This is a genomic window from Aeromicrobium sp. UC242_57 (assembly GCF_044452305.1).
Lineage (GTDB): Bacteria > Actinomycetota > Actinomycetes > Propionibacteriales > Nocardioidaceae > Aeromicrobium.
In genome coordinates, this window is sequence record NZ_JBIOAM010000005.1 from 221805 (window position 1) to 242557 (window position 20753).

The following is a 20753-nucleotide window of genomic DNA, read 5'->3' on the forward strand; positions in this document are numbered from 1 at the left end:
ACACGTGCCAGGTCCAAGACGTCGTTGTCACCGTTGACGACGGCATCGGCCGCGTCATTGCACGAGGCCAGCTGGACGTCGGTGGCTGGCTGCCGTCGGTCGCGATCTTGGGGCAGCGGCTGGTGTCGTCGTCGAGGTTGGCCAGGAAGAACGCGCCTCGGTCCTTCGTCCACGTGCCGCGGCCGTCAGCGTCCGCTGCGGTGATCACACCGTCGCGGTCGGTGTCGGCCAGGATCAGCGCCGAGGTGTTGATGGCTCCGCTCGCCGGTGCGGCCGTCGTGATCGCCACGAGACCGGCCGACAGGACGGCCCCGGCGACGAGTGTCGACCCCGCTTGGCGCAGGTGGATCCGTCTTCCCGGCATTTCGGGATTTCTTCGAGACATGCAGCTCCCACTTTCCAGTCGAAGACGACCCCCACGAGCCGTCACCAGACCAGTAGAGCTGCGGTGGATGCCAGGACGATGCCACGCATGTTGAGAGTCCGTGCCTTCAAATGCGACTGCCCTTGCGGACCTCGTCCTCCGCCAGGGTGGGGGGTGCCGACAGAGCGAGCACGCGGGCGCCCAGGGCAAAGCCCCTGAGGTCGACCGTCCGCACGAGGTACTCGTGCGCCACGAGGTGCTTGACGATGCGGAACACGGTCGCGCGCGAGAACGGCAGCATCTCGGTCAGCTCTCGTGCGGTCGTGCCGGGGCCGCGCAACGCCACCGCCTCCAGCACCGTGAACGCGTGGTCGAAGGCGGCAGGTTGCTTGGCCAGGAACTCCTCGGGCTCAGACGGCGTCATGGGGCGGGCTCTGCTCCACGGGACAGCACCACCTCGGAGGCCAGCGGTTCCTCGTGGGCCCCGAGGACAGCGCGGTGGTGCGACAGGCGACGCGTGACAGCACCCCGCCAGACTGCCGACGCGATGACCACGGCCGCGAGCCAGGTCAACATCGTGCGTTCGTCGTGCGCGGCTTCGGCCACGAACCGTTCGGCCAGCACTCCCACGACGCCGATGACGCCTACTGCGGCCTTCACCGCCGTGGACGGACGCTCGTCGATGCGGACCAGGAAGAACACCAACGCGACCGCGGTGATCCCGTAGGCGATGCTGACCACCTCGGTCGCGACCCGAAGCATCGCCCACGATCCTGCGCTCGGCGTCTCACCGGAGAGCCAGCGGACGATCGGCACCACCAGGACGACAGGCACCACGACGGCGACCGCGAGCCATGGCACACCTCGGCTCGTGGTCGCACCCATCACGCTGGGCAGAACCCCCTCGCGGGCGAACGAGAAGATCAGACGCGCCAAGGCGTTCCAGGCACAGAACGCCAGAGCGACGTACGAGGCAGCCAGCAGCACGAGCACCAGGGCGTCGAGCGGTGAGACCTTCTGGCCGATGCCGAACCACCGGAACGACCACACGTTCATCGTCTCGGGCAGCACCGTGCCGACCGCGTTGGCGGCCATGAAGAGCCCCCCGGTCAGCAGCAGGCCGCCGCGCATCGCGAAGGGGATGTCACGCATCGGACGCTCTGCCTCGAGGCCCAGGGCCGCGCAGCTCTCGAACGCCACCGTCAAGGTGGCGATGAGGGCTGCACCGGCCACGATCTTGCCGGGCGAGGCCCCATTGAGCGACAGGGCCTGCCAGCCGGGCATTCCGAATCGGTAGACCAAGGCGCCCAGCACGACTGCCAGCACGACGATGCTGGCTGCCTCGACCACCAGGGCAACCCGCGAGGCGAAGGAGATCCCCGCTGCGATGATGCCGACGCACGCGACGGTGACGACAACGACACCGACGAGGTCAGCGCCGTGGCTGACCTGGTGACCGCTGAGGGCGAACCACGCACTCCCCGAGCGCTGGACCGCGCCCGTGACACCCGCCCCCACCAGCACTCCATAGCCGAGCAGCAGGGACACCCCGACGATGAGCGCCGCGTGTGGTCCGAGCCCCTTGGCGGTGAACGTGTAGAGAGAACCGCCCGAGGCGAACCGCTGGGCGAACTCGCTCAAGATGCTCGACAGGAGCAGCGCAAGCCCGAAGCCGGCGAGCGTGCTGATCCAGAACCCGGGCCCGACGACCGAAGGAAGCGACAGCCCGGCACCGAGGGCGCTCAGCGACGGGGTCAAGACGGCGATGGCATGGGCCAGCAGGTCCTTGCGCCGTACCTGCCGTCGGGCAACCCCCTCGAACCTCGATCGCGCTGGCCAGGACACCGCTCGGCTTCCGGCTTCACCCCGGCACGCTATCGACGGCATGTGTCGCCCCGATTTCCACTTCGTCACGGTCTGAGGTATCCCCGGCACGAGCTCAGCGACGTGCCGTCACCTCGCCAAGAACGCGGCGAGGTTCGCAAGTGACGACGTCATCCCCTCGGCGTGCTCGTGGGCCCGGATCCCTCTGGGGACGTTCTTGGCCACGAGCTCGACCTCGGTCCCGTCGTCGACGCAGCGTACGTTCCACTCCATCTGCATGACGCCCTGGAACGCCGGGTCGTCCGCCGCGAAGACGACCTCCTGGACGAGACACTCGTCCTGGACGACCTGCGTGATGCGCACGTCCATCACATCGGTGTCGACCGAGGTCTTGCCAGGAGAGCCGGCGGCGTCCTCGTAGGTCAGGGCGAGCCGGTACGAGCCTCCTGGGCGCAGGTCGAACTGCTCGAACCGGCCGTGCATCCCCTGGGGCGGCAGCCAGGCGAGCAACGCGTCAGGATCGGTGAGGGCCGCGAACACCGTGGTGTGGTCGGCGTGGATGAGGAGGCTGGCGCGATCCGTTCTGCCCATGCCGCAACCCTACGTGCAGCCGATGTCACGGATCGCCGCGCGACATCCCGTCATCGTCGAGCTGGCCTTCGAGGTCGTTGACGACGAGCCGCTCTTCTCGGACCTGACCGGCCCTGAACGACGCCCGTCCGACCATGTGGTTGGCGACCGGTGTGGTCAGCAGCTGGAACAGTCCGGACGAGCACCAGGATGCCGATGACCCCGGGGTCTCGGAGCCGGAAGCCGAGCCCGATCAGGACGAAGATGAGACCGAGCACCTGGGGCTTCGTGGCGGCGTGCATCCGGCTCAGCAGGTCAGGCAGGTTGAGGACGCCGATCGCGGCGATCAGGGCCAGCAGCGCCACCCAGCAGGAAGCAGATCGCGGCGATGACGTCAGCCACCTGGACCCCAGCCATGTGCGGTCCGCATCGATGTCGTCACTGCCGTGGGTGAAGCGGGCCACGCTGACCGAGCCCACGAAGCCCAGCAGCGTCAGCACGAGCAGGATCGGCAGGGTGAACGTGTGCTGGTTCAGTGCCGCCTCCATGGCCAGTGCGCAGATGCTGATCGCGACCAGCACGTCGAAGGCGACCGCCCGGTCGAGCAACGTGGGACCCATCGTCATCCGGGCCACGGCGCACACGGCGGCGGCGAAGAGCATCGCCACGCAGATGAACAGCACGACGGTCATCAGCGTTCTCCTTCAGCTGTCGGAGGCAGTTCGTCGAGGTGATCGGTGTGCCGGCCCAGCGCCCGGACCAGTCGGGTCTCCAGGTCGAGGACGCTCTGGCGGAAGCGCTCGGCGCCTGCCTCGTCCTTGACGTCGAGCACGTGCAGGTACAACGTGTGCGTCGATCGGCGAGCCTCGACCACGAGGCTTCCGGGAATCAGGCACGTCATCTCGGCGACGACCGTGAGCACGACATCGGAGGGGGTCCGCAGGTTGACCTCGACCACGCCGTTGCGCAGCGGCCGGCCAGGACGCAGGACGACCAGCGCGACCTGGACGCTCGACACCGACGACGTCGATGGCGAAGCGCGTCACGAGCCAGAGCAACGCAACCGGTCTGACCCACACGTCCAGCCTCAGCGGCGGCAACGGGAACACCAGGCAGGCGATCGTCGCGACGATGAACCCGCCGAGCACCGTCATGACCGAGATCTGGCCCCACAGCGCGACCCAGATGACGGTGAGCCAGGCGAGCACCGGAAGCTGCAACGACCGGTAGCGGGCGGGGCGGACCTGGCCGTCGCGGCGAGTCTTGGTGACCGGGCTCATCGGTTGCTCCCGAGGACCGCTTCGAGGTACGGGACCCGGTGCAGCAGATCGACTGCGGTGCGATCGGTGTAGTCGAACATGGGCCCGGCGATCAGGGTGAAGAGCAGGCTGAACCCGATCAGCGCTGCGGTGGGCAGCACCATCGACCGGGGCAGCCGATCCGGGAGCTCGTTGTCGCGCAGCAGCTGGTAGAGATCGCGATCTGGCTCCTCCTCGTCGCGCACCAGCCGCGCCTCCTCGAGGTCGCCGGCGGCATAGGCCGTTCCGCCGGCGTGCACGTGACCGCGGTGTCGGACCATCTGGACGGTCGGGTGCTTCGGATCGGCCTCCTCGCCGGGGCTGGGCAGCGCCTGCGCCGTCTCGTGGGCCTGCTCGGGGGTGCGCCAGAACGCGATCGCCCACGTCTTGGCCACGGCGTACAAGGTCAGCAGGCTCGTGGCCACACCGCCGATCACCAACGTGATCGCCAGGGGACTGCCGACGTCGAGACCTGCCTGCAGCAAGCCGACCTTGCCCAGGAAGCCCGACATCGGCGGATGCCGGCAAGGTTCATCGCCGGGACGAAGAACAGGACGGCCAGGACCGGGGCGAGCCGGGCCAGGCCGCCGAGCCGGAGCAACGAGGCGCTGCCGGCTCGTCGCTCGATGCAGTCCCACGACCAGGAACAACGCGGTCTGGATCGTGATGTGGTGCGCGACGTAGAAGACCGCACCGGAGATGCCCTGCTCGGTCGCCAGACCGATGCCGAAGATCATGTAGCCGATGTGGCTGACGAGGGTGAAGGAGAGCATGCGCTTGATGTCGGACTGCGCGATGGCACCGAGGATGCCGATCACCATCGTGACGAGGGCGGCCCACATCAACAGGTCGGTCAGGGGGCTGTCGGGGAACAGCAGCGTCTGGATGCGCAGGATCGCGTAGACACCCACCTTGGTGAGCAGCCCGGCGAACACCGCGGTGACCGGCGCCGGGGCGGTCGGATAGCTGTCTGGCAGCCACAACGACAGCGGGAACACCGCCGCCTTGACCGAGAACGTGACCAGCAGGAGCAGCTGGAGGGTCAGGCTCACCGAGTCGGGCAGCTCTGGATGCGGCCCAGCGAGCTGAGCGAGGTTGAGGCTGCCGGTCGCGGCGTACACCGCGGCGATCGAGATCAGGAACAGCGCCGACGACAGCATGTTGACGACGACGTAGATGGTGCCAGCTCGGATGCGGGTCGCGGTGCCGCCCAAGGTCAGCAGGACGTAGCTGGCGAACAGCAGCATCTCGAGCTGACGAACAGGTTGAACAGGTCGCCGGCCAGGAAGGCGTTCGAGACTCCGGCGACCAGCACGAGGAACGTCGGGTGGTAGATCGAGACGGGTGCCTCACGCTCGTCACCGGTCATGCCCTGGCCGATGGAGTACGCGAGCACGAGCAGTGTGACGACGGCAGAGACCAGCAGCATCAGCGCCGACAGCCGGTCGGCCACCAGGCTGATGCCCAGGGGCGGCGTCCAGGCGCCGAGCCAGGCGACCTGCGGGCCGTACTGGTCGACCCGGAAGAGCAGCACCGCGGCGACTGCGACGACGGCCGACAGCACCGCGAACGTGACGGCGCGCTGGGCCCGCGGTCGTCGCGACAGCATGAGAGCGGCGCCGGCGCCGAACAGCGGCAGCAGCACGGGCAGCGGGACGAGATAGTTCATGCGCCCTCCTCCGCGAGGACGTCATCGTCCTCACCGCCGGTGGCCAGGTCGTGGCTGTCGGAGGCTTCGTCAGCCAGGGCCAGGCGCCGGATCGCGGCATCTTCGACGTCGTCCTGGACGTCGTCGTTGCCGTTGAGCTGCCAGCTGCGGTGCGCCATCGCGAGCAGGAACGCCGTGGTCGCCAAGGCGATGACGATGGCCGTGAGGACCAGCGCCTGAGGCAGCGGGTCGGACATGTCGGCCGGGTCGGCTGTGCCCTCGATCGGCGCCTTGCCAGCCCGTCCACTCGCGATGAGGAACAGGATGTTCACCCCGTTGCCGAGCAGGAGCAGCCCGACCAGGACTCTGGTCAGGCTGCGCTCGAGGATCAGGTAGACACCGCAGCCGATGAGGGACGACGCGGTGATGATCAGGGTCAGGTTCATGCTCATAGGCCTGTTCCTTGTTCTGCTCCGCGGTCTTCACGAAGGATCTGACGATCGATCCGCGAACCGAGCGCACGCAGCAGGTCGAGCACGAGGCCCACCACGACCAGGTACACGCCGATGTCGAAACCGGCTGAGGTGACGACGTGCAGCTCGCCGATGAGGGGGATGTCGAGGTCGATCTTCGCGCTCTGGAGGACGGCGCCGCCGAAGGCGAGCGGAGCCAGGCCAGACACGGCGGCGACGAACAGTCCCGTGCCCATCAGCACGCCGGCATCGATGGGTGCCGCCTCGTCGAGCCGTAGCGTCCGCCCGCCAGGTAGCGGACCATCAGGGCCAGGCCGGTGACGATGCCCGCCGCGAATCCGCCGCCAGGATTGTTGTGACCGGCGAAGAGCAGGTAGATGCCGAAGACGATGAGCACCGGGAACAGCATCCGGACGACGACCTCGAAGATGATCGAGCGACGGTCAGGCGCCAGGGTGCGTGGTCCGGGCAGCCACACTCGCCGTCCCGGTCCGGTCGGGACCTTCTCGACCGATGCCGGGTAGGGGATGTCGTACACCCGACGGATGCCGGACATCCGGGTGTCGAGGAACAGCAGGCTCGCCACACCGGTCGCAGCCGCGACCAGGACCGAGATCTCGCCCAGCGTGTCCCAGGCCCTGATGTCGACGAGGATCACGTTGACGATGTTGTGGCCACCGCCGAACTCGACGGCTTCCTTGGCGTACGGCTTCGAGACCCGGGTGGCCGTGCGTGCCCCTGTCGTGACCAGCATGATGAGCCCGACGGCGATGCCGATGCCGGCACCGAGCGCCATGCGCAGGTATCGACGTGGCGAGAGCGGCCGGTCGGTGAAGTAGGCGGGCAGTCGGCGCAGCACCAGGACGAAGATGACCAGGCTGGTCGTCTCGACCAGGACCTGCGTCATGGCGAGGTCGGGCGCGCCGTGCAGGATGAACAGCATGGCCGTGCCGTAGCCCGTGACGCCGACCAGGATCACCGCGCGCAGTCGACGACGCGAACGCGTTGCGAAGATGGCCGCCAAGATGATGACGACGCCCACCACGGCCTGGCTCGGGTGGTCCCACAGCACGATGTCGATGGGGCCGTCGAGCGCCGTCAGCACGGCGAGGCCCGGCAGCACCAGCACCACCACGAGGATGATCGCCAGGTATGCCGCGACGGAACCGCGCTGGGTCATGCCGGTGGTCTCGACGGCCAGGCGGTCGACGGTGCGCATGATGAGCCGGTAGCCGCCTTCGGCGGTCCACTCGGGTGACAGCGCGATCTGGACGCGTCCGACGTCCTTGCGGCGGACGAACATCGCGACGCCGAGGAGCACGGCGACGGCCGAGAAGGCCAGCGGCAGCTCGAGGCCGTGCCACAGCGCGAGCTTGGCGTCGTGGGCTCCGGGGGGGAACTGGTGCGTGTACGGCTCGAACAGCTCGGTGAGACCGTGCCCGACGAATCCGAGGGCGATCGTCAAGGCGGTCAGGACGACGGGTGCCAGCAGGAAGCCGGGCGGGATCGTCGCGACACGGGTCGACTCGACGTCGGGCTTGGCCGCGAAGGTGCCCCACAGGAACCGCACCGTGTAGGCGACCGTCAGCACCGAGCCGAGGATGACGCAGATCAGCACCAGCCAGCCCGCCAACGGCGAGAGGTCAGGACGGTCGTCGGCGCGGGCCACGTCGAGCAGCGAGCCGAGGACGCTCTCCTTGCCGACGAAGCCGAGCAGCGGCGGCAGCCCGGCCATCGAGGCACCCGCGACGACGGCGGTGGCGAACAGCACCGGCGCGGAACGTCCGACACCCGACAGCACCCTGAGGTCGCGGGTTCCGGCCTGACGGTCGACGATGCCGACGACGAGGAACAGCGTTGCCTTGAAGAGTGCGTGCGAGAGCAGCATCGCCAGGCCCGCGAGAGCCGCCGCCCGGGTGCCGATGCTGAAGACGACCAGCAGGAAGCCGAGCTGGCTGACGGTTCCGTACGCGAGCAGCAGCTTGACGTCGTACTGGCGCAGCGCCCGCCACCCGCCGAGCAGCATCGTGAGGATGCCGAGCACGAGCACTGTCTCGTGCCACCCGGCCGTGCCGGCGAAGGCCGGTGCCAGCAGCGCGACCAGGTAGACACCGGCCTTCACCATGGACGCCGCGTGCAGGTACGCGCTGACCGGGGTGGGCGCAGCCATCGCGCCGGGGAGCCAGAAGTGGAACGGGACGAGCGCCGACTTGCTCAGGGCACCGACGAGCAGCAGGGCCACCGCCACGATGGTGGCTGATCCGGTCGGCGGGTCAGCGAGGATCTCGCTGATCCGGTAGGTGCCGGCTTCCTGCCCAGCACGAGCATGCCGACGAGCATCGCCAGTCCGCCCAGCGTCGTCACGATCAGTGCCTGCATCGCGGCCTGGCGGCTGGCCCGCTTGGTCGGGTCGCTGCCGATCAGCAGGTAGGAGAACACGGTCGTGAGCTCCCAGAACACGTACAGGAGCAGCAGGTCGTCACACAGCACCAGGCCGAGCATCGAGCCTGCGAAGGCGATGAACGTGCCCGAGAACGTCGCAAGGGCCGGATCGTCGTCGTCGAAGTACCAGGCGCAGTAGATCAGCACCAGCGCGCCGATGCCGGTCACGATCAGGGCCATCAGCCACTGCAACGTGCCCAGCCGGAACGCGAGGTCGAGACCCAGGCTCGGCACCCAGCTGACGGTCTCGACGGGTCCGTCGCCAGCGTGCACGGCGCTCGTCTGGCCCAATGTCCACACGAAGCTCGCCAACGGGACCAGAGCCAGCACGAGAAAGGCTCGACGCCGAAGAATCCGTACCAACCACGGAGACATCGCCGCCGCAACAAGGTGCGCAGCGATGAGTAAGTTCAACGAACGCTCCTCCGAGTGGGTGCTGGCCACTCTATTATAAGGGCCGCTCCCAGCGCGGTTGCGACCGCTTCGGGTCGCAACCGCTCCGGACGATCATTGCCAGAGCGCAGAGTACGGAAGCGCCACGAGCCGGTCACCGAAGGGCACTGCTCTCGTTCCGGTGTAGAACACGACCCCGAGCGCGAACCGGTCACCGAGCTTGTCTCGCAAGAACGTGAGCCCCTTGAAGTCCTTCCTGTCGACCGATCCGGCGGCCTTCATCTCGATTCCGCCCACGCGGCGATCAGCACTCTCAAGGACGAGGTCGACCTCGCGTCCGTCACAGTCGCGATAGTGGAACAGCTGGGCCTGCGACTCATTCCAACTCAGTTGACGTCTCAGCTCGCCAGCCACGAACCCTTCGAGCAAGCCGCCAGCACCATCACTCACGACGCCAGGCGCCAGTCCCGAGCAGCGACGCCTTGGGGCGGCCCGTCACGCGCTTGGTCAGGTTCTCGCCCCAAGCTGGGATGGTGTGAATCAGGAACAAGGTCTCCAGCAACGCCAGGTATGCAGGAAGGCTGGTTCTCAACCACTACTGGTCCTCGCGGATTCGCGGTACCCATCTCGCGGATTCGCGGCAGCGATGACCTCAACCCGCTACCGCGCTGGCAGCAGCCTGCACCGCGACGTTGAGGCGCAGGACGTTGACGCCGGGGCACACCGAGGAAGCCCAGCGACCGGCCCTCCCTGTGCTCCTCGACCAGCCGCTCCACGGCCGCCGCCGACAACCCGTTGGCTGCGGCGACCCGCCGGACCTGGATCGCGGCATAGTCGACCGAGATGTGGGGGTCGAGACCCGAGCCCGAGGCTGTCAGCGCATCGGCAGGCACGTCGGCCGGGTCGACCGACTCGGCCTCGGCAACCGCGGCGCGACGTTCCTCGATCGAGGCGATCAGGTCGGGGGTTGGACGGTCCGAGGTTGGACGGAGCCGAGGCCAGTGAGTCGTAGTCATTGGCAGCTGGACGCGAGTGGAACCACTCGTCACCTTCGAAGTTCTGACCGAGCAGCGCAGAGCCGACGATCGTGCCACCGACCCTGACGGGCTGCCCGTCAGCCCGGTCACCGGCGGCCTGACCGGCGCCCCGAGACGGCCGCCGGGTAGGCGATGCCGAGGACGACTGTGAAGACCAGCAGCATGCGCAGACCGGCGAGGGATTGGCGACTGAAGTCCTTGAGCATGGTGTTACCCGATTCCTGGGATGGTGGAGATGACGAGATCGATGAGCTTGATGCCGATGAACGGCGCGACGAGTCCGCCCAGTCCGAACACGAGCATGTTGCGCCGCAGCACGGCCGATGCCGATGCCGGCCTGAACCGGACACCGCGGAGTGCCAACGGGATCAGCGCGACGATGATCAGCGCGTTGAAGATGACCGCCGACAAGATGGCCGACTGTGGTGTCGCCAGGCCCATGATGTTGAGCGTGTCGAGCGAGGGATAGGCCACGAGGAACATCGCGGGGATGATCGCGAAGTACTTCGCGACGTCGTTGGCGATCGAGAACGTCGTGAGCGCGCCGCGGGTGATGAGCAGCTGCTTGCCGATCTCGACGATGTCGATGAGCTTGGTCGGGTCCGAGTCGAGGTCGACCATGTTGCCGGCCTCCTTCGCGGCCGAGGTGCCCGTGTTCATGGCGACGCCCACGTCCGCCGCAGCGAGGGCGGGGGCGTCGTTGGTGCCGTCACCAGTCATCGCGACGAGACGCCCACCGGCCTGCTCCTTGCGGATCAGCTCCAGCTTGTCCTCCGGCGTCGCCTCGGCCAGGAAGTCGTCGACCCCTGCCTCGGCAGCGATCGACTTCGCAGTCAACGCGTTGTCGCCGGTGACCATGACCGTCCGGATGCCCATCGACCGCAGCTGCGCGAACCGATCGGCCATCCCCTGCTTCACGACGTCCTTGAGGTGGACGACGCCCAGCACCGTGCTGGCCCCGTCCGTCCTGACGGCGACGACCAGTGGTGTGCCTCCGTCGTTCGAGATCGACTCGATCACCCCGGTCAGCTGCAGCGGGCATGGTCCCGCCGACCCAGCCGTGGATCGCCGAGCCGGCGCCCTTGCGGATCTGAGTGCCGTCCGCGAGATCGACCCCGGACATCCGGGTCTGGGCGGTGAACTCGATGAACTCCGCGCCACGGGGCAGATCCTGGTCGTCGGCGCCCTCGGCGAGCGCCAAGGTCACGATCGAGCGACCTTCAGGTGTCTGATCAGCGAGGCTCGACAGCCGAGCGGCATCACGCAGCTGACCTTCGGTGACGTCGCCGACCGGCACGAACCTGGCGGCCTGCCGATTTCCGTACGTGATGGTGCCGGTCTTGTCGAGCAGCAGCGTGCTGACGTCACCGGCCGCCTCGACCGCGCGTCCTGACATCGCCAGGACGTTGACCCGAACCAGACGGTCCATCCCGGCGATGCCGATGGCGCTGAGCAGCGCGCCGATCGTGGTCGGGATGAGGCACACGAGCAGCGCGACGAGGACGACGAGGTCTTGCGGGGCGCCCGCGTACTCGGCCATCGGCGACAACGTCGCGACCGCGAGGACGAACACGATCGTCAGGCTCACCAGCAGGATCGACAGCGCGATCTCGTTCGGCGTCCTGCGTCGTGACGTGCCCTCGACCAACGCGATCATCTTGTCGAGGAAGGTCTCACCAGGCGCCGACGTGATCTTGACCGTGATCTGGTCGGACAGCACCTTGGTGCCTCCGGTCACGGCGCTGCGGTCACCCCCAGCTTCCCGGATGACGGGGGCCGACTCACCGGTGATGGCCGACTCGTCGACCGTCGCGATCCCCACGACGACGTCGCCGTCGCCGGGGATCACCTCCCCTGCCGCCACTAGCACGAGGTCGCCCACCGTGAGCTGGGTCCCGGGTACCGAGGTCTCGGTGCCGTCGGCCTTCAGCAGACGGGCCACGGTGTCGGTGCGAGCTGCCCGCAGCGACGAGGCCTGTGCCTTGCCGCGACCTTCCGCGACAGCTTCAGCCAGGTTGCCGAAGATCACGGTCAGCCACAGCCAGATCGCCAACGAGATCGTGAACGTGCTGGGATCGGTGAAGACTGCGATAGTCGTCGCGACCGATCCGAGCCACACGATGAACATCACCGGGCTGCGCCACAGGTGGCGCGGGTCGAGCTTGAGCAGGGCTGCAGGCACCTGGGCCAGCATCTGCTTCAGGAGGAGTGAGAGCGTCATGACAGTGCCTCCGCGATGGGACCGAGGGCGAGGGCCGGGAAGAACGTGAGTCCTGTGATGAGCAGGATCACGCCGACAAGGAGGCCCCCGAAGAGAGGTGTGCTGGTGGGCAGCGTCCCGGCCGTCTCGGGCACCTTGGCCTGTTTGGCGAGGGAGCCGGCGAGCAGCAGGACGAGCACGATGGGGATGAACCGGCCGAGCAGCATCGCCAGGCCGAGGGTGATCTGGAAGAAGTCCGAGGTCACCGTGATGCCACCGAAGGCGCTGCCGTTGTTGTTGGCCGCCGAGGTGTACGCGTAGACGACCTCGGTGAAGCCGTGCCCGCCGGGATTGCCCATGGCATCGGGGGTGCTGTCCAGCGCGATGGCCGAACCGATCCCGACCAGGATGATCGCAGGGACGCTCAGCGTGTAGAGCGCGACGTACGTCATCTCCTTCGTGCCGATCTTCTTGCCGAGGAGCTCAGGCGTCCGACCGACCATCAGTCCGGCGACGAAGACGGCCAGGATGGCCATGATCAAGATGCCGTAGATGCCAGCTCCGACACCACCAGGAGCGATCTCACCCAGCATCATGTTGACCAACGGGACCGCGCCGCCAACAGGCGTCATGGAGTCGTGCGCCGAGTTGACCGCCCCCGTCGACGTACCGGTCGTGGCCACCGCGAACAACGCCGAGCCCCATTCACCGAATCGGGTCTCCTTGCCCTCCAGAGCGGCTCCTGCCGCCTGGGGCGGCCTGCGAGTGACCGCCCACCTCGGCCCACGTCGCGATGACGGTGGCCGTGGCGAAGATCAGGCCCATCGCGCCGAGGACCGTGAGTCCCTGGCGGCGGTTGCCGAGCATCGTGCCGAGCGTCCGGGTCAGCGCGACGGGGATGAGCAGGATCAGGAAGATCTCGAACAGGTTGGTGAAACCGTTGGGATTCTCGAACGGATGCGCCGAGTTGGCGTTGAAGAATCCGCCGCCGTTGGTGCCGAGCTCCTTGATCGCCTCTTGGCTGGCGACCGGCCCGCCGGTGATGACCTGGCTGTGGCCGGCCAGCGTGGTGACCGTGGTGTCGGTGAAGTTCTGCACCACCCCGTTGGCCAGCAGCACGAGAGCACCGACGAACGCGATCGGCAGCAGGATGCGGATCGTGCTGCGGGTCAGGTCGACCCAGAAGTTGCCGAGCTCGCCACTGCGCACCTTGACGAAGCCGCGGATCAGCGCAACGGCCACCGCGATGCCGACGGCAGCGGACAGGAAGTTCTGCACCGCGAGTCCACCCATCTGGGCTGCGAAGCCGAGCGTGGATTCTCCGCCGTACGACTGCCAGTTGGTGTTCGCGACGAACGAGATGGCGGTGTTGAACGCCATCCAGCCTGGCATCGCGGCCATGTCGCGGCTGAACGGCAGGTGGGACTGGCCGACCAGGATCGCGTACAGCAGCACGAGGCTCACGAGCGAGAACGCCAGCACGCTCAGGATGTATGCGCGTGGGCTCTGCGCGGCATCAGGGCTGACGCCGCCGAGCCGGTAGATCTGTCGCTCGACGCGCGAGTGATGCGAGGTCGTGAAGACCCGCGCCATGTAGTCACCCAGGGGCACGTAGACGAGGGCCAGGATGCCGACGAGCGTGACGATGGTGAGGAGGCCGCTCACGGTGTCGGACACTAGAAGCGCTCGGGGAAGATCAGGGCCGCGACCAGGTACGCGACCAGCGCGCACACCAGGGCGATCAGCAAACCGCTTTCAATACTCATGAGCGCCATTCAAGACCCGGATCTGAGCCGGATCGGCGATCTTGACAGCGTCTTAGCGCGTCTTGACGCGTTCTTAGCGCCCCATGGGTGACGTCAGCTGTGGGTCAGGCCTGGTCGCCATAGACCAGCGTCAGCGCGCCCTCGTCGATGACGTCGGACAGCATGCGCGCGAAGCCTTGCTCGTAGAGCTTGCCCGAAGCGCTCGTCCCACTCAGGGACGAGCAGCGGCAGCCGACCCGGGTGCTGGGTCACCTCGCCGAACATCAGCCCCTGCTCGGACTCGAAGAAGTCGAGTCGCACGAACGGACGCCGGATCGCCTTCGACAGGATCCGTGACGCCTCGATGATGGCCGGCAGGTCGCGGGGCATGTCGAGATCGGTGGCCTGTCCCACGAACGGACGGACGTTGAACAGCTCGGTGCCGTCGAGCAGGAACGTCCTGGTCCGCACCTGGGCGTCGGCAAAACGTCCCCAGTCCTCGGTGCGCATCTCGATGAATCCGGGCTCGCCGTAGAAGCAGAACACCTTGATGTCGTCGGGCGAGCCGGCAAGCCGTCGAGCCGGGTCAAGAACTCCTCGACGAAGTAGGTGGACGCGGCCTTGTGCTTGACTCGCAGCGCCGCCACGATCTCGTCAGGCGTGACGGTCGTGCGCGCCATCGAGTCGTAGAAACCGCCGTCCTGACGTATCAGTGGGTAGACCGCGATGCCGCCGCCGCCCGTTGTGCTCTTGACGACCGACCGCTCCGGCAGCCGTCCCACGGAATCTCCTCGGGCGTGGACCACTCCCGAAAACTCTCGGCACCCCGACTCCGTGGGCTGCGGCGAAGTCACGGGCATCGCTCTTGAGGTAGAGGTCGGTCACCGGCTCGATGAAACGGCGCTCGAGGCCGTCCGCCCGCCGGTAGTTGCGTTTGTGCCAGCGGGCCGCGTGCCGCAGCGACGGCGCGTTCCGGGCGGTGCGGGGATCGTCGACGACAGCGGTCGGCGGGGTGACGTCCCACTCCAGCACGGCGATCTGGTCGTCCAGCAACCGCTTGGTCTTGGGCAGCTGCTCGAGGGTCTGCTCGCGCGTCGCGATGTCGGCGCGCAGCTTCTTCATCTCCGCTTTCAGCGCGGCGACCTTCTCGTGCCGGTTCATCGTTCGGACCTCTTGACGTCAGCTTCCACCGGGAACAGCATTGTCGAGCGAGCCTCGTTCGACGAGCTCTTGCAGGATCTTGACGAGTGCGAGCGTGCAGGTCTCCCAGGACCCGGTCGGTGTCGTGGTCGACGAAGGCGATGGCGTCGGGGGCAGCATCGATGCGGACGACGGCGGGACCGTCGTCGCCGAGCACCCAGCCCACCTGGACGTACGGCGCGGGGATCGAGGCCCCCAGGCGGGACGAGGCCTCGGCGATGTCCTCGATCTGAGACATGTCACCTGCTCCGGACAGCGTGATGGTGCCCTCAGCGTCGATCGAGGCCGATCCTCCGGCCCGCATCTCGACCAGGGCGACTCGATCACGGAAGGTGTGCGCCACGAAGTCGGCCTCGGCCGTCGTGGCCGTGAACGGGATCTTGTGCGAGGCCACGAAACGTTCTGTCTCGACGGGGTCGTGCGTCACGTCACGAACGGCGTCGCGTCCACCCTGAAGCTCGACGGTGGCCGCCCAGATGCGCTGCCACGCACCGTTGGAGACCATCAGCGACGGCGTGCCCTTGGTCTTCTCGAATCCGTCGCGGGACTGGATGCGCTTGCCCAGCCGCACGCCGATCTCGGTCTGCAGAGCCCGACGGCGCACGACGAGGGCGTCGCGTTCGGTCTCCAGCGGAGTCGTCCGCGCGATCAGGTCGGCGCGCTCGGCGGCCAGGGCATCTCGCTCCCGCGTGATCCTGGCGACGTGGCGCCCGGGAACGAACCGGTCGAGCAACCGACTCGGCACACCAGCTGGGTTGAGCAAGGAAATCCGCCTCATCAGGGACCGGACTCACCAGTGAGTCTCGGAGTCGAAACAACCGCCTGAGCCTATCGGAAACCACGGGCTATTTCTCAGGACTCACACACGTGACACCCATCCTTCACCGAGCCAGCGGCCGCTGTTGGCCGGTCGGCCACAATGGACAGGTGACTTCTGGCCGGTTCGCCCCCTCGCCCTCTGGCGACCTGCACATCGGCAACCTTCGCACCGCCGTGCTGGCATGGCTGTGTGCGCGTCAGTCCGGTCGCGAGTTCGTCATCCGGGTCGAGGATCTCGACCGGGTCAAGGCAGGTTCGGAGCAGCGCCAGCTCGACGACCTCGCAGCGATCGGGCTCGACTGGGACGGCCCGGTCGTGCGGCAGTCCGACCGGGCCCGCTACTACGACGCGGCGCTCGCGTCGCTGGGCGGACGTGGGCTGCTGTACGAGTGCTACTGCACGCGCCGTGAGATCCTCGACGCCCCGTCGGCGCCACATGCCCCGCCGGGCGCCTACCCCGGCACCTGCCGCGACCTGTCCGAGCCTGAACGCGAGCAGCGACGCAGCACTCGGCCAGCGGCCCTGCGGCTCCGCAGCGACACCGACACGTTCACGGTCACAGACGTCCTGCACGGCTCGTTCGCCGGCGTCGTCGACGACTTCGTGCTGCGACGCGGTGACGGAGCCGTGGCGTACAACTTGGCGGTCGTCGTCGATGACGCCCAGCAGCAGATCGATCAGGTGGTCCGTGGCGACGACCTGCTGAGCTCTGCACCGCGTCAGGCCTACCTGGCGTCCTTGCTCGGCGCGGTTCCGCCGAGCTACGTGCACGTGCCCTTGGCGCTCAACGTCGACCGGCAGCGCCTCGCCAAGCGCGACGGGGCAGTGACCTTGCGAGAGCTGGATGGTCGGGCGTTCGGACTGATCTGCGAGTCACTCGGGCTGTCCGGACGGACGCCGCGCGAGCTGCTCGACGAGTTCGACGTCGGGCGCATCCCACGGGAGCCGTGGATCTTCGTTCCTTGAGATATTGACAAAGTTTGTGAGTCATCACTAACTTACTGTCCATGGTCACCGGAAAGCGCATGAAGGCAGAGGACCGCAAGGTCCTGATCCTGCAAGCCGCGATGGAGGAGTACGGACGCGCAGGCATGCACGCCACGTCCGTCGAGGTCATCGCCGAGCGTGCCGGGGTCTCGCAGCCCTACATCTTCCGACTCTTCGGGACCAAGACCGACCTGATCTGCGCCGCAATCGAGCAGCACACGACCGGGCTGCGTCAGGCGTTCCGTGAGGCCGTCGAGCAGCGTGACCCCGACCTCTCTCCCCTCCAGGCCATGGGCCTGGCCTACCTCGGCTTCATGGAGGCCGACGTCAACTCACTGCGCTGCCAGCTGCACACCTGGGCTGCGGCCTCCGATCCCGCGATTCGCGATGTCGCCCAGCGCACCTACCGCGAGATCTGGGAGGACGTCGCCGAGCTGAGCGGAGCGACCGACGACCAGGTCCGCAACTTCATGGCCCACGGGATGCTGCTGACCGTCGTCGGCGCCCTCGACCTGATCGACCTGATCGGTGACCCGACCGCCGTCCTCAAGGAGTTCTGATGTTCGCAGCCCTCGCCCGCCTCGCCAACAGCAGACCCAAGAGGGTCCTCGGCGTGACCGCCCTGTTCTTCGTCCTCGCCGGCATCGTCGGGGGGCCGGTCGCCGGCCTGCTCAACACCGACAACGACTCCTTCTCCGACACGAGCTCCGAGAGCGCTCAGGCCATTCGGCAGGTCGAGTCCGCGACCGGGCAGAAGGCCGCTCCCGACCTGATTGCGCTGATCGACACCGACAACACCGCCGCAATCGCTGCCGCGACCCGGGCACTGCGACAAGACGATGCCGTCGCCGTAGTCGTCGGTGGTCCCGAGGCCGGACCCCAGTTCGTCTCCAAGGACGGCTCGCAGACCTACCTCGCCGCGATCTACCGGGCTGACGCCGATGCCGACGCCACGACCGAGCACCTCCGGGCAGCGCTCGAACGGGTCGACGGGGTGCAGGTCGGCGGCTTCGGACCGGCGTACCAGGAGGTCAACGAACAGGTCGAGCACGATCTGCTGATCGCCGAGCTGATCGCCTTCCCGCTGCTGTTCGTCGTGTCGCTGTGGGTGTTCCGATCCGCTGTCGCGGCCCTGCTGCCGCTCCTAGTCGGCGGCCTGACGATCGTCACGTCGATGCTCGTGGTCAGGGGCGTCAACGAGGTCGTCGACATCTCGATCTTCGCCCTCAACCTGATCACCGGCCTGGGACTCGGTCTCGCGATCGACTACTCGCTGTTCCTGGTGTCGCGCTACCGCGAAGGCTCGAACGCGTCGGTCCAGAGCTGAGGCCATCCGCACGACCCTCGCGACCGCCGGGCGCACCGTGGCGTTCTCGGCCGTGACCGTCGCCTGTGCAGGACTGGCGCTCCTCGTCTTCCCGCTGCGCTTCCTGTACTCGATGGGGATCGGCGTGACGATCGTCGCGCTCGTCGCCGCCACGGTCTCGCTGATCGTCCTGCCGTCGGTGTTCGCGGTCCTGCAGCACCGGGTCAACGCGCTTCGCGCCGAAGCGGTGGCAGCGCGCACGTGCGGCCGAGGCAGCGCACGACTCGACGGGCTTCTGGTTCCGGCTCGCGAACTTCGTGATGCGGTTCCCCGTCGCGATCGCGCTGACCGGCACGGCGATCCTCCTGGCGTTCACGGCGCCCTTCCTCGGAGTCAAGTTCACCGGGGTCGATGCCGGCGTGCTCCCTGACGGCGCCACCGCCAAGACTGTCGACGAGACGCTGCGTGCGGAGTTCGTCGGAGCCGAGTCGTCACCGATCGTCGTGGCCGTGACGGGAGGACAGTCCGAGTCCGCCGAGCTCGGGGCCTACGCCGACCGGCTCGCCGAGCTGCCGGGAGCGGCGAACGTCTCCGAGCCCCGCTTCCTGGGCGACGAGACGTGGCAGGTCGACGTGGTGCCCTCGGCCACGACCCTCGACGAGCAGACCCTCGACCTGGTCGCCGACATCCGCGACGTCGACGCCCCGGGCTCCGTGCTGGTCGGTGGCGCGAGCGCCGAGCAGGTCGACCAGGTCGCCTCGATCGCAGCGAACATCCCCCTCGCGCTCGGCATCCTGGCGGTCCTGACGCTGGTCACGTTGTTCATGCTGACCGGTTCGGTCGTGCTGCCGATCAAGGCACTGATCATGAACGTGCTGACGATCGGCGCGACGTTCGGCATCCTCGTGCTGGTGTTCCAGGACGGCCGGTTCGAAGGTCTGCTGAACTACACGAGCCAAGGCGCCCTGGAGTCCTCGCAGCCGGTGTTCCTGTTCGCGGTCGTGTTCGGTCTGTCGACCGACTACGCGGTGTTCCTGCTGACCCCGGATCAAGGAGGCCCGCGACCATGGCGCCGGTGAACGTGAGGCCGTGGCGCTCGGGCTGCAACGCACGGGTCGCATCGTCACCGCCGCAGCGTTGCTGTTCGCGATCGCCCTCGGCTCGTTCGCTACGTCGCAGATCATCTTCATCAAGGAGCTGGGCGTCGGCACCGCCATCGCCGTCCTGATCGACGCGACGATCGTCCGTGCACTGCTCGTGCCGTCGCTCATGGCACTGCTCGGCAAGGCCAACTGGTGGGCGCCGGCACCCTTGCGCCGGTTCCACGACCGCTTCGGCCTCAGCGAGACCGATGCCCGCCCCACCCCCGAAGCGGTGCGCTAGCGGGTCAGGACTGCAGGTAGGCGATGACGGCCTTGACCCGCCGGTTCGACGAGTCGTCGTCCGGGTCGAGATCGAGCTTCATGAAGATGTTGCTGGTGTGCTTGCTGATGGCCTTCTCGGTCACGAAGAGGGCAGCGGCTATCGCCACGTTCGACCGGCCCTGAGCCATGAGCCCCAGCACCTCTCGCTCACGGTCGGTCAACCGGCTGACCGGGCTGTCGGTCGGCGCCCGGGCGATCAGCGCCGAGACGACCTCTGGGTCGAGCACCGTGCCACCACCGGCCACGGTCCGCACCGCGTCGACGAACGTCGCGACATCGGCCACCCGGTCCTTCAGCAGATAGCCGACCGCACCGTCACCGCTGCTCAACAGCTCGCGCGCGTACAGCTGCTCGACGTACTGCGACAGCACCAGCACCGGCATTCCGGGACGTTCTGCACGAGCGGCGATCGCGGCCCGCAGCCCCTCGTCGGTGAAGGTGGGCGGCATCCTGACGTCCACGACCGCGATGTCGGGCTCGTGCGTCCGCATCGCCTCGGCCAGCTTGACCGCATCGTCGACGGCGGCGACGACCTCGAAGTCGTAGGCCTCCAGCAGCCGGGTCAGGCCATCCCGGAGGAGGGCGAGATCTTCGGCGATGACAACGCGCACGGAACCTCCAGGACGACCACGGTCGGTCCCCCGACGGGACTGACGACGTCCATCGTGCCGTCAAATGCCGCCAGACGTCGAACCACCCCTGCAAGTCCCGATCCCGGCGTCCGTCGATGCACCGCCCACGCCGTCGTCCTCGACGACGAGCCGCAGTCGCGCACCGTCGTGCGACACGTCGATCGATGCCCTCGACGCAGACGCATGCTTGCCGATGTTGGCCAGCAGCTCGCTCGTCGCGAAGTAGACCGCCGACTCGACCGGCGCCGGCGGACGCCCGGCAGCACGATCGTCACCGAGACCGGCAACGACATGTCGAGCGCGAGGGCCTGGATCGCCCCGGCCAGACCACGGTCGGCCAGCACCGGCGGGTGGATCCCGCGGACGACTGACCGCAGGTCGCCGAGAGCCG

The 20753-nt window shown here is 67.9% G+C and carries 21 protein-coding genes and 5 pseudogenes; 6 read left to right on the forward strand and 20 right to left on the reverse strand.

What is annotated here, in order from left to right; genetic code table 11:
• Positions 1-491: 491 nt before the first annotated feature.
• The 5 genes from ACHMWU_RS22830 to ACHMWU_RS22850 form a co-directional block, all read right to left on the reverse strand.
• Positions 492-788 carry a MarR family transcriptional regulator gene (locus tag ACHMWU_RS22830; RefSeq protein WP_396047453.1) on the reverse strand — a complete coding sequence of 99 codons (297 nt, stop codon included), beginning with the start codon at positions 786-788 and terminating at the stop codon, positions 492-494.
• On the reverse strand, positions 785-2209 hold the full coding sequence (locus ACHMWU_RS22835; protein ID WP_396047455.1) for an amino acid permease: 1425 nt from the start codon (positions 2207-2209) through the stop codon (positions 785-787). The genes ACHMWU_RS22830 and ACHMWU_RS22835 overlap by 4 nt, the downstream gene beginning before the upstream one ends.
• 108 nt (positions 2210-2317) lie before the next feature.
• A complete protein-coding gene (locus tag ACHMWU_RS22840) occupies positions 2318-2779 on the reverse strand; it encodes an SRPBCC domain-containing protein (RefSeq protein WP_396047457.1) in 462 nt (153 codons plus the stop codon).
• 50 nt (positions 2780-2829) lie between these two features.
• The gene (locus ACHMWU_RS22845; protein WP_396047459.1) at positions 2830-3450 is read right to left on the reverse strand and encodes a monovalent cation/H+ antiporter complex subunit F; all 621 of its coding nucleotides are present in this window, start codon (positions 3448-3450) and stop codon (positions 2830-2832) included.
• Entirely contained in the window at positions 3450-3776 is a 327-nt protein-coding gene (locus ACHMWU_RS22850) for a Na+/H+ antiporter subunit E (protein ID WP_396047461.1), read from the reverse strand. Before ACHMWU_RS22850 ends, ACHMWU_RS22845 begins: the two co-directional genes overlap by 1 nt.
• 11 nt (positions 3777-3787) lie before the next feature.
• On the opposite strand from ACHMWU_RS22850, the gene ACHMWU_RS22855 reads away from it, so the two are divergent.
• The gene (locus ACHMWU_RS22855; RefSeq protein ID WP_396047463.1) at positions 3788-3988 is read left to right on the forward strand and encodes a hypothetical protein; all 201 of its coding nucleotides are present in this window, start codon (positions 3788-3790) and stop codon (positions 3986-3988) included.
• Positions 3989-4034: 46 nt separating this feature from the next.
• Here the strand turns inward: ACHMWU_RS22855 and ACHMWU_RS22860 are convergent, their stop codons facing one another.
• From ACHMWU_RS22860 to ACHMWU_RS22920, 13 genes and pseudogenes are all read right to left on the reverse strand, one after another.
• Complete coding sequence (locus ACHMWU_RS22860; protein ID WP_396047465.1) at positions 4035-5303, reverse strand: proton-conducting transporter membrane subunit; 1269 nt, start codon at positions 5301-5303, stop codon at positions 4035-4037.
• Positions 5273-5725 carry a hypothetical protein gene (locus ACHMWU_RS22865; protein WP_396047467.1) on the reverse strand — a complete coding sequence of 151 codons (453 nt, stop codon included), beginning with the start codon at positions 5723-5725 and terminating at the stop codon, positions 5273-5275. The genes ACHMWU_RS22860 and ACHMWU_RS22865 overlap by 31 nt, the downstream gene beginning before the upstream one ends.
• Positions 5722-6150, reverse strand: a complete 429-nt coding sequence (locus ACHMWU_RS22870; RefSeq protein ID WP_396047469.1) for a Na(+)/H(+) antiporter subunit C — start codon at positions 6148-6150, stop codon at positions 5722-5724. Before ACHMWU_RS22870 ends, ACHMWU_RS22865 begins: the two co-directional genes overlap by 4 nt.
• A gap of 2 nt (positions 6151-6152) precedes the next feature.
• Positions 6153-8425, reverse strand: a pseudogene (locus ACHMWU_RS22875) (Na+/H+ antiporter subunit A).
• The gene (locus ACHMWU_RS22880; protein ID WP_396047471.1) at positions 8392-9033 is read right to left on the reverse strand and encodes a proton-conducting transporter membrane subunit; all 642 of its coding nucleotides are present in this window, start codon (positions 9031-9033) and stop codon (positions 8392-8394) included. Before ACHMWU_RS22880 ends, ACHMWU_RS22875 begins: the two are co-directional and overlap by 34 nt.
• 93 nt (positions 9034-9126) lie before the next feature.
• Positions 9127-9462: a DUF4143 domain-containing protein gene (locus tag ACHMWU_RS22885; RefSeq protein ID WP_396047473.1), complete on the reverse strand. Its 336-nt coding sequence runs from the start codon at positions 9460-9462 to the stop codon at positions 9127-9129.
• Entirely contained in the window at positions 9459-10028 is a 570-nt protein-coding gene (locus ACHMWU_RS22890) for a potassium-transporting ATPase subunit C (protein ID WP_396047475.1), read from the reverse strand. Before ACHMWU_RS22890 ends, ACHMWU_RS22885 begins: the two co-directional genes overlap by 4 nt.
• Positions 10029-10032: 4 nt before the next feature.
• Positions 10033-10098: pseudogene (locus ACHMWU_RS22895) on the reverse strand (potassium-transporting ATPase subunit C); the annotation flags it as partial.
• A gap of 161 nt (positions 10099-10259) precedes the next feature.
• Positions 10260-12177, reverse strand: a pseudogene (gene kdpB / locus ACHMWU_RS22900) (potassium-transporting ATPase subunit KdpB).
• A gap of 89 nt (positions 12178-12266) precedes the next feature.
• Positions 12267-13926, reverse strand: a pseudogene (gene kdpA, locus ACHMWU_RS22905) (potassium-transporting ATPase subunit KdpA).
• Positions 13926-14015: a K(+)-transporting ATPase subunit F gene (kdpF, locus tag ACHMWU_RS22910; RefSeq protein WP_396047477.1), complete on the reverse strand. Its 90-nt coding sequence runs from the start codon at positions 14013-14015 to the stop codon at positions 13926-13928. Before kdpF ends, kdpA begins: the two are co-directional and overlap by 1 nt.
• 93 nt (positions 14016-14108) lie before the next feature.
• Positions 14109-14540: an ATP-grasp fold amidoligase family protein gene (locus ACHMWU_RS22915; protein WP_396047479.1), complete on the reverse strand. Its 432-nt coding sequence runs from the start codon at positions 14538-14540 to the stop codon at positions 14109-14111.
• Between the two features lie 304 nt (positions 14541-14844).
• Complete coding sequence (locus ACHMWU_RS22920) at positions 14845-15972, reverse strand: hypothetical protein (RefSeq protein WP_396047481.1); 1128 nt, start codon at positions 15970-15972, stop codon at positions 14845-14847.
• 149 nt (positions 15973-16121) lie between these two features.
• On the opposite strand from ACHMWU_RS22920, the gene gluQRS reads away from it, so the two are divergent.
• The 5 genes and pseudogenes from gluQRS (at position 16122) to ACHMWU_RS22945 (ending at position 19689) form a co-directional block, all read left to right on the forward strand.
• The gene (gene gluQRS, locus ACHMWU_RS22925; protein WP_396047483.1) at positions 16122-16979 is read left to right on the forward strand and encodes a tRNA glutamyl-Q(34) synthetase GluQRS; all 858 of its coding nucleotides are present in this window, start codon (positions 16122-16124) and stop codon (positions 16977-16979) included.
• 59 nt (positions 16980-17038) lie between these two features.
• A complete protein-coding gene (locus ACHMWU_RS22930; protein ID WP_396047485.1) occupies positions 17039-17560 on the forward strand; it encodes a TetR/AcrR family transcriptional regulator in 522 nt (173 codons plus the stop codon).
• Positions 17560-18736 (forward strand): annotated as a pseudogene (locus ACHMWU_RS22935) (MMPL family transporter). The gene ACHMWU_RS22930 and the pseudogene ACHMWU_RS22935 overlap by 1 nt, the downstream one beginning before the upstream one ends.
• Positions 18627-19385: an MMPL family transporter gene (locus ACHMWU_RS22940; protein WP_396049183.1), complete on the forward strand. Its 759-nt coding sequence runs from the start codon at positions 18627-18629 to the stop codon at positions 19383-19385. Before ACHMWU_RS22935 ends, ACHMWU_RS22940 begins: the two are co-directional and overlap by 110 nt.
• 10 nt (positions 19386-19395) lie before the next feature.
• Positions 19396-19689, forward strand: a complete 294-nt coding sequence (locus ACHMWU_RS22945; RefSeq protein ID WP_396047487.1) for an MMPL family transporter — start codon at positions 19396-19398, stop codon at positions 19687-19689.
• Between the two features lie 4 nt (positions 19690-19693).
• Here ACHMWU_RS22945 and ACHMWU_RS22950 read toward each other — a convergent pair whose 3' ends face one another.
• Positions 19694-20341, reverse strand: coding sequence for a response regulator (locus tag ACHMWU_RS22950; protein WP_396047489.1), 648 nt, complete (start codon positions 20339-20341; stop codon positions 19694-19696).
• On the reverse strand, positions 20293-20706 hold the full coding sequence (locus tag ACHMWU_RS22955; protein ID WP_396047491.1) for a hypothetical protein: 414 nt from the start codon (positions 20704-20706) through the stop codon (positions 20293-20295). The genes ACHMWU_RS22950 and ACHMWU_RS22955 overlap by 49 nt, the downstream gene beginning before the upstream one ends.
• Positions 20707-20753: the final 47 nt, after the last annotated feature.

Bases quoted from the DNA above. Each gene is read 5' to 3' on its own strand.
- kdpF (WP_396047477.1), bottom strand. From the start codon at position 14,015: ATGAGTATTGAAAGCGGTTTGCTGATCGCCCTGGTGTGCGCGCTGGTC.
- ACHMWU_RS22890 (WP_396047475.1), bottom strand. From the start codon at position 10,028: ATGACTACGACTCACTGGCCTCGGCTCCGTCCAACCTCGGACCGTCCA.
- ACHMWU_RS22870 (WP_396047469.1), bottom strand. From the start codon at position 6,150: ATGAACCTGACCCTGATCATCACCGCGTCGTCCCTCATCGGCTGCGGT.
- ACHMWU_RS22940 (WP_396049183.1), top strand. From the start codon at position 18,627: ATGCGGTTCCCCGTCGCGATCGCGCTGACCGGCACGGCGATCCTCCTG.
- ACHMWU_RS22865 (WP_396047467.1), bottom strand. From the start codon at position 5,725: ATGAACTATCTCGTCCCGCTGCCCGTGCTGCTGCCGCTGTTCGGCGCC.
- ACHMWU_RS22860 (WP_396047465.1), bottom strand. From the start codon at position 5,303: ATGCTGCTGTTCGCCAGCTACGTCCTGCTGACCTTGGGCGGCACCGCG.
- ACHMWU_RS22930 (WP_396047485.1), top strand. From the start codon at position 17,039: ATGAAGGCAGAGGACCGCAAGGTCCTGATCCTGCAAGCCGCGATGGAG.
- ACHMWU_RS22855 (WP_396047463.1), top strand. From the start codon at position 3,788: ATGGCGAAGCGCGTCACGAGCCAGAGCAACGCAACCGGTCTGACCCAC.
- ACHMWU_RS22920 (WP_396047481.1), bottom strand. From the start codon at position 15,972: ATGAGGCGGATTTCCTTGCTCAACCCAGCTGGTGTGCCGAGTCGGTTG.
- ACHMWU_RS22845 (WP_396047459.1), bottom strand. From the start codon at position 3,450: ATGACCGTCGTGCTGTTCATCTGCGTGGCGATGCTCTTCGCCGCCGCC.
- ACHMWU_RS22830 (WP_396047453.1), bottom strand. From the start codon at position 788: ATGACGCCGTCTGAGCCCGAGGAGTTCCTGGCCAAGCAACCTGCCGCC.
- ACHMWU_RS22840 (WP_396047457.1), bottom strand. From the start codon at position 2,779: ATGGGCAGAACGGATCGCGCCAGCCTCCTCATCCACGCCGACCACACC.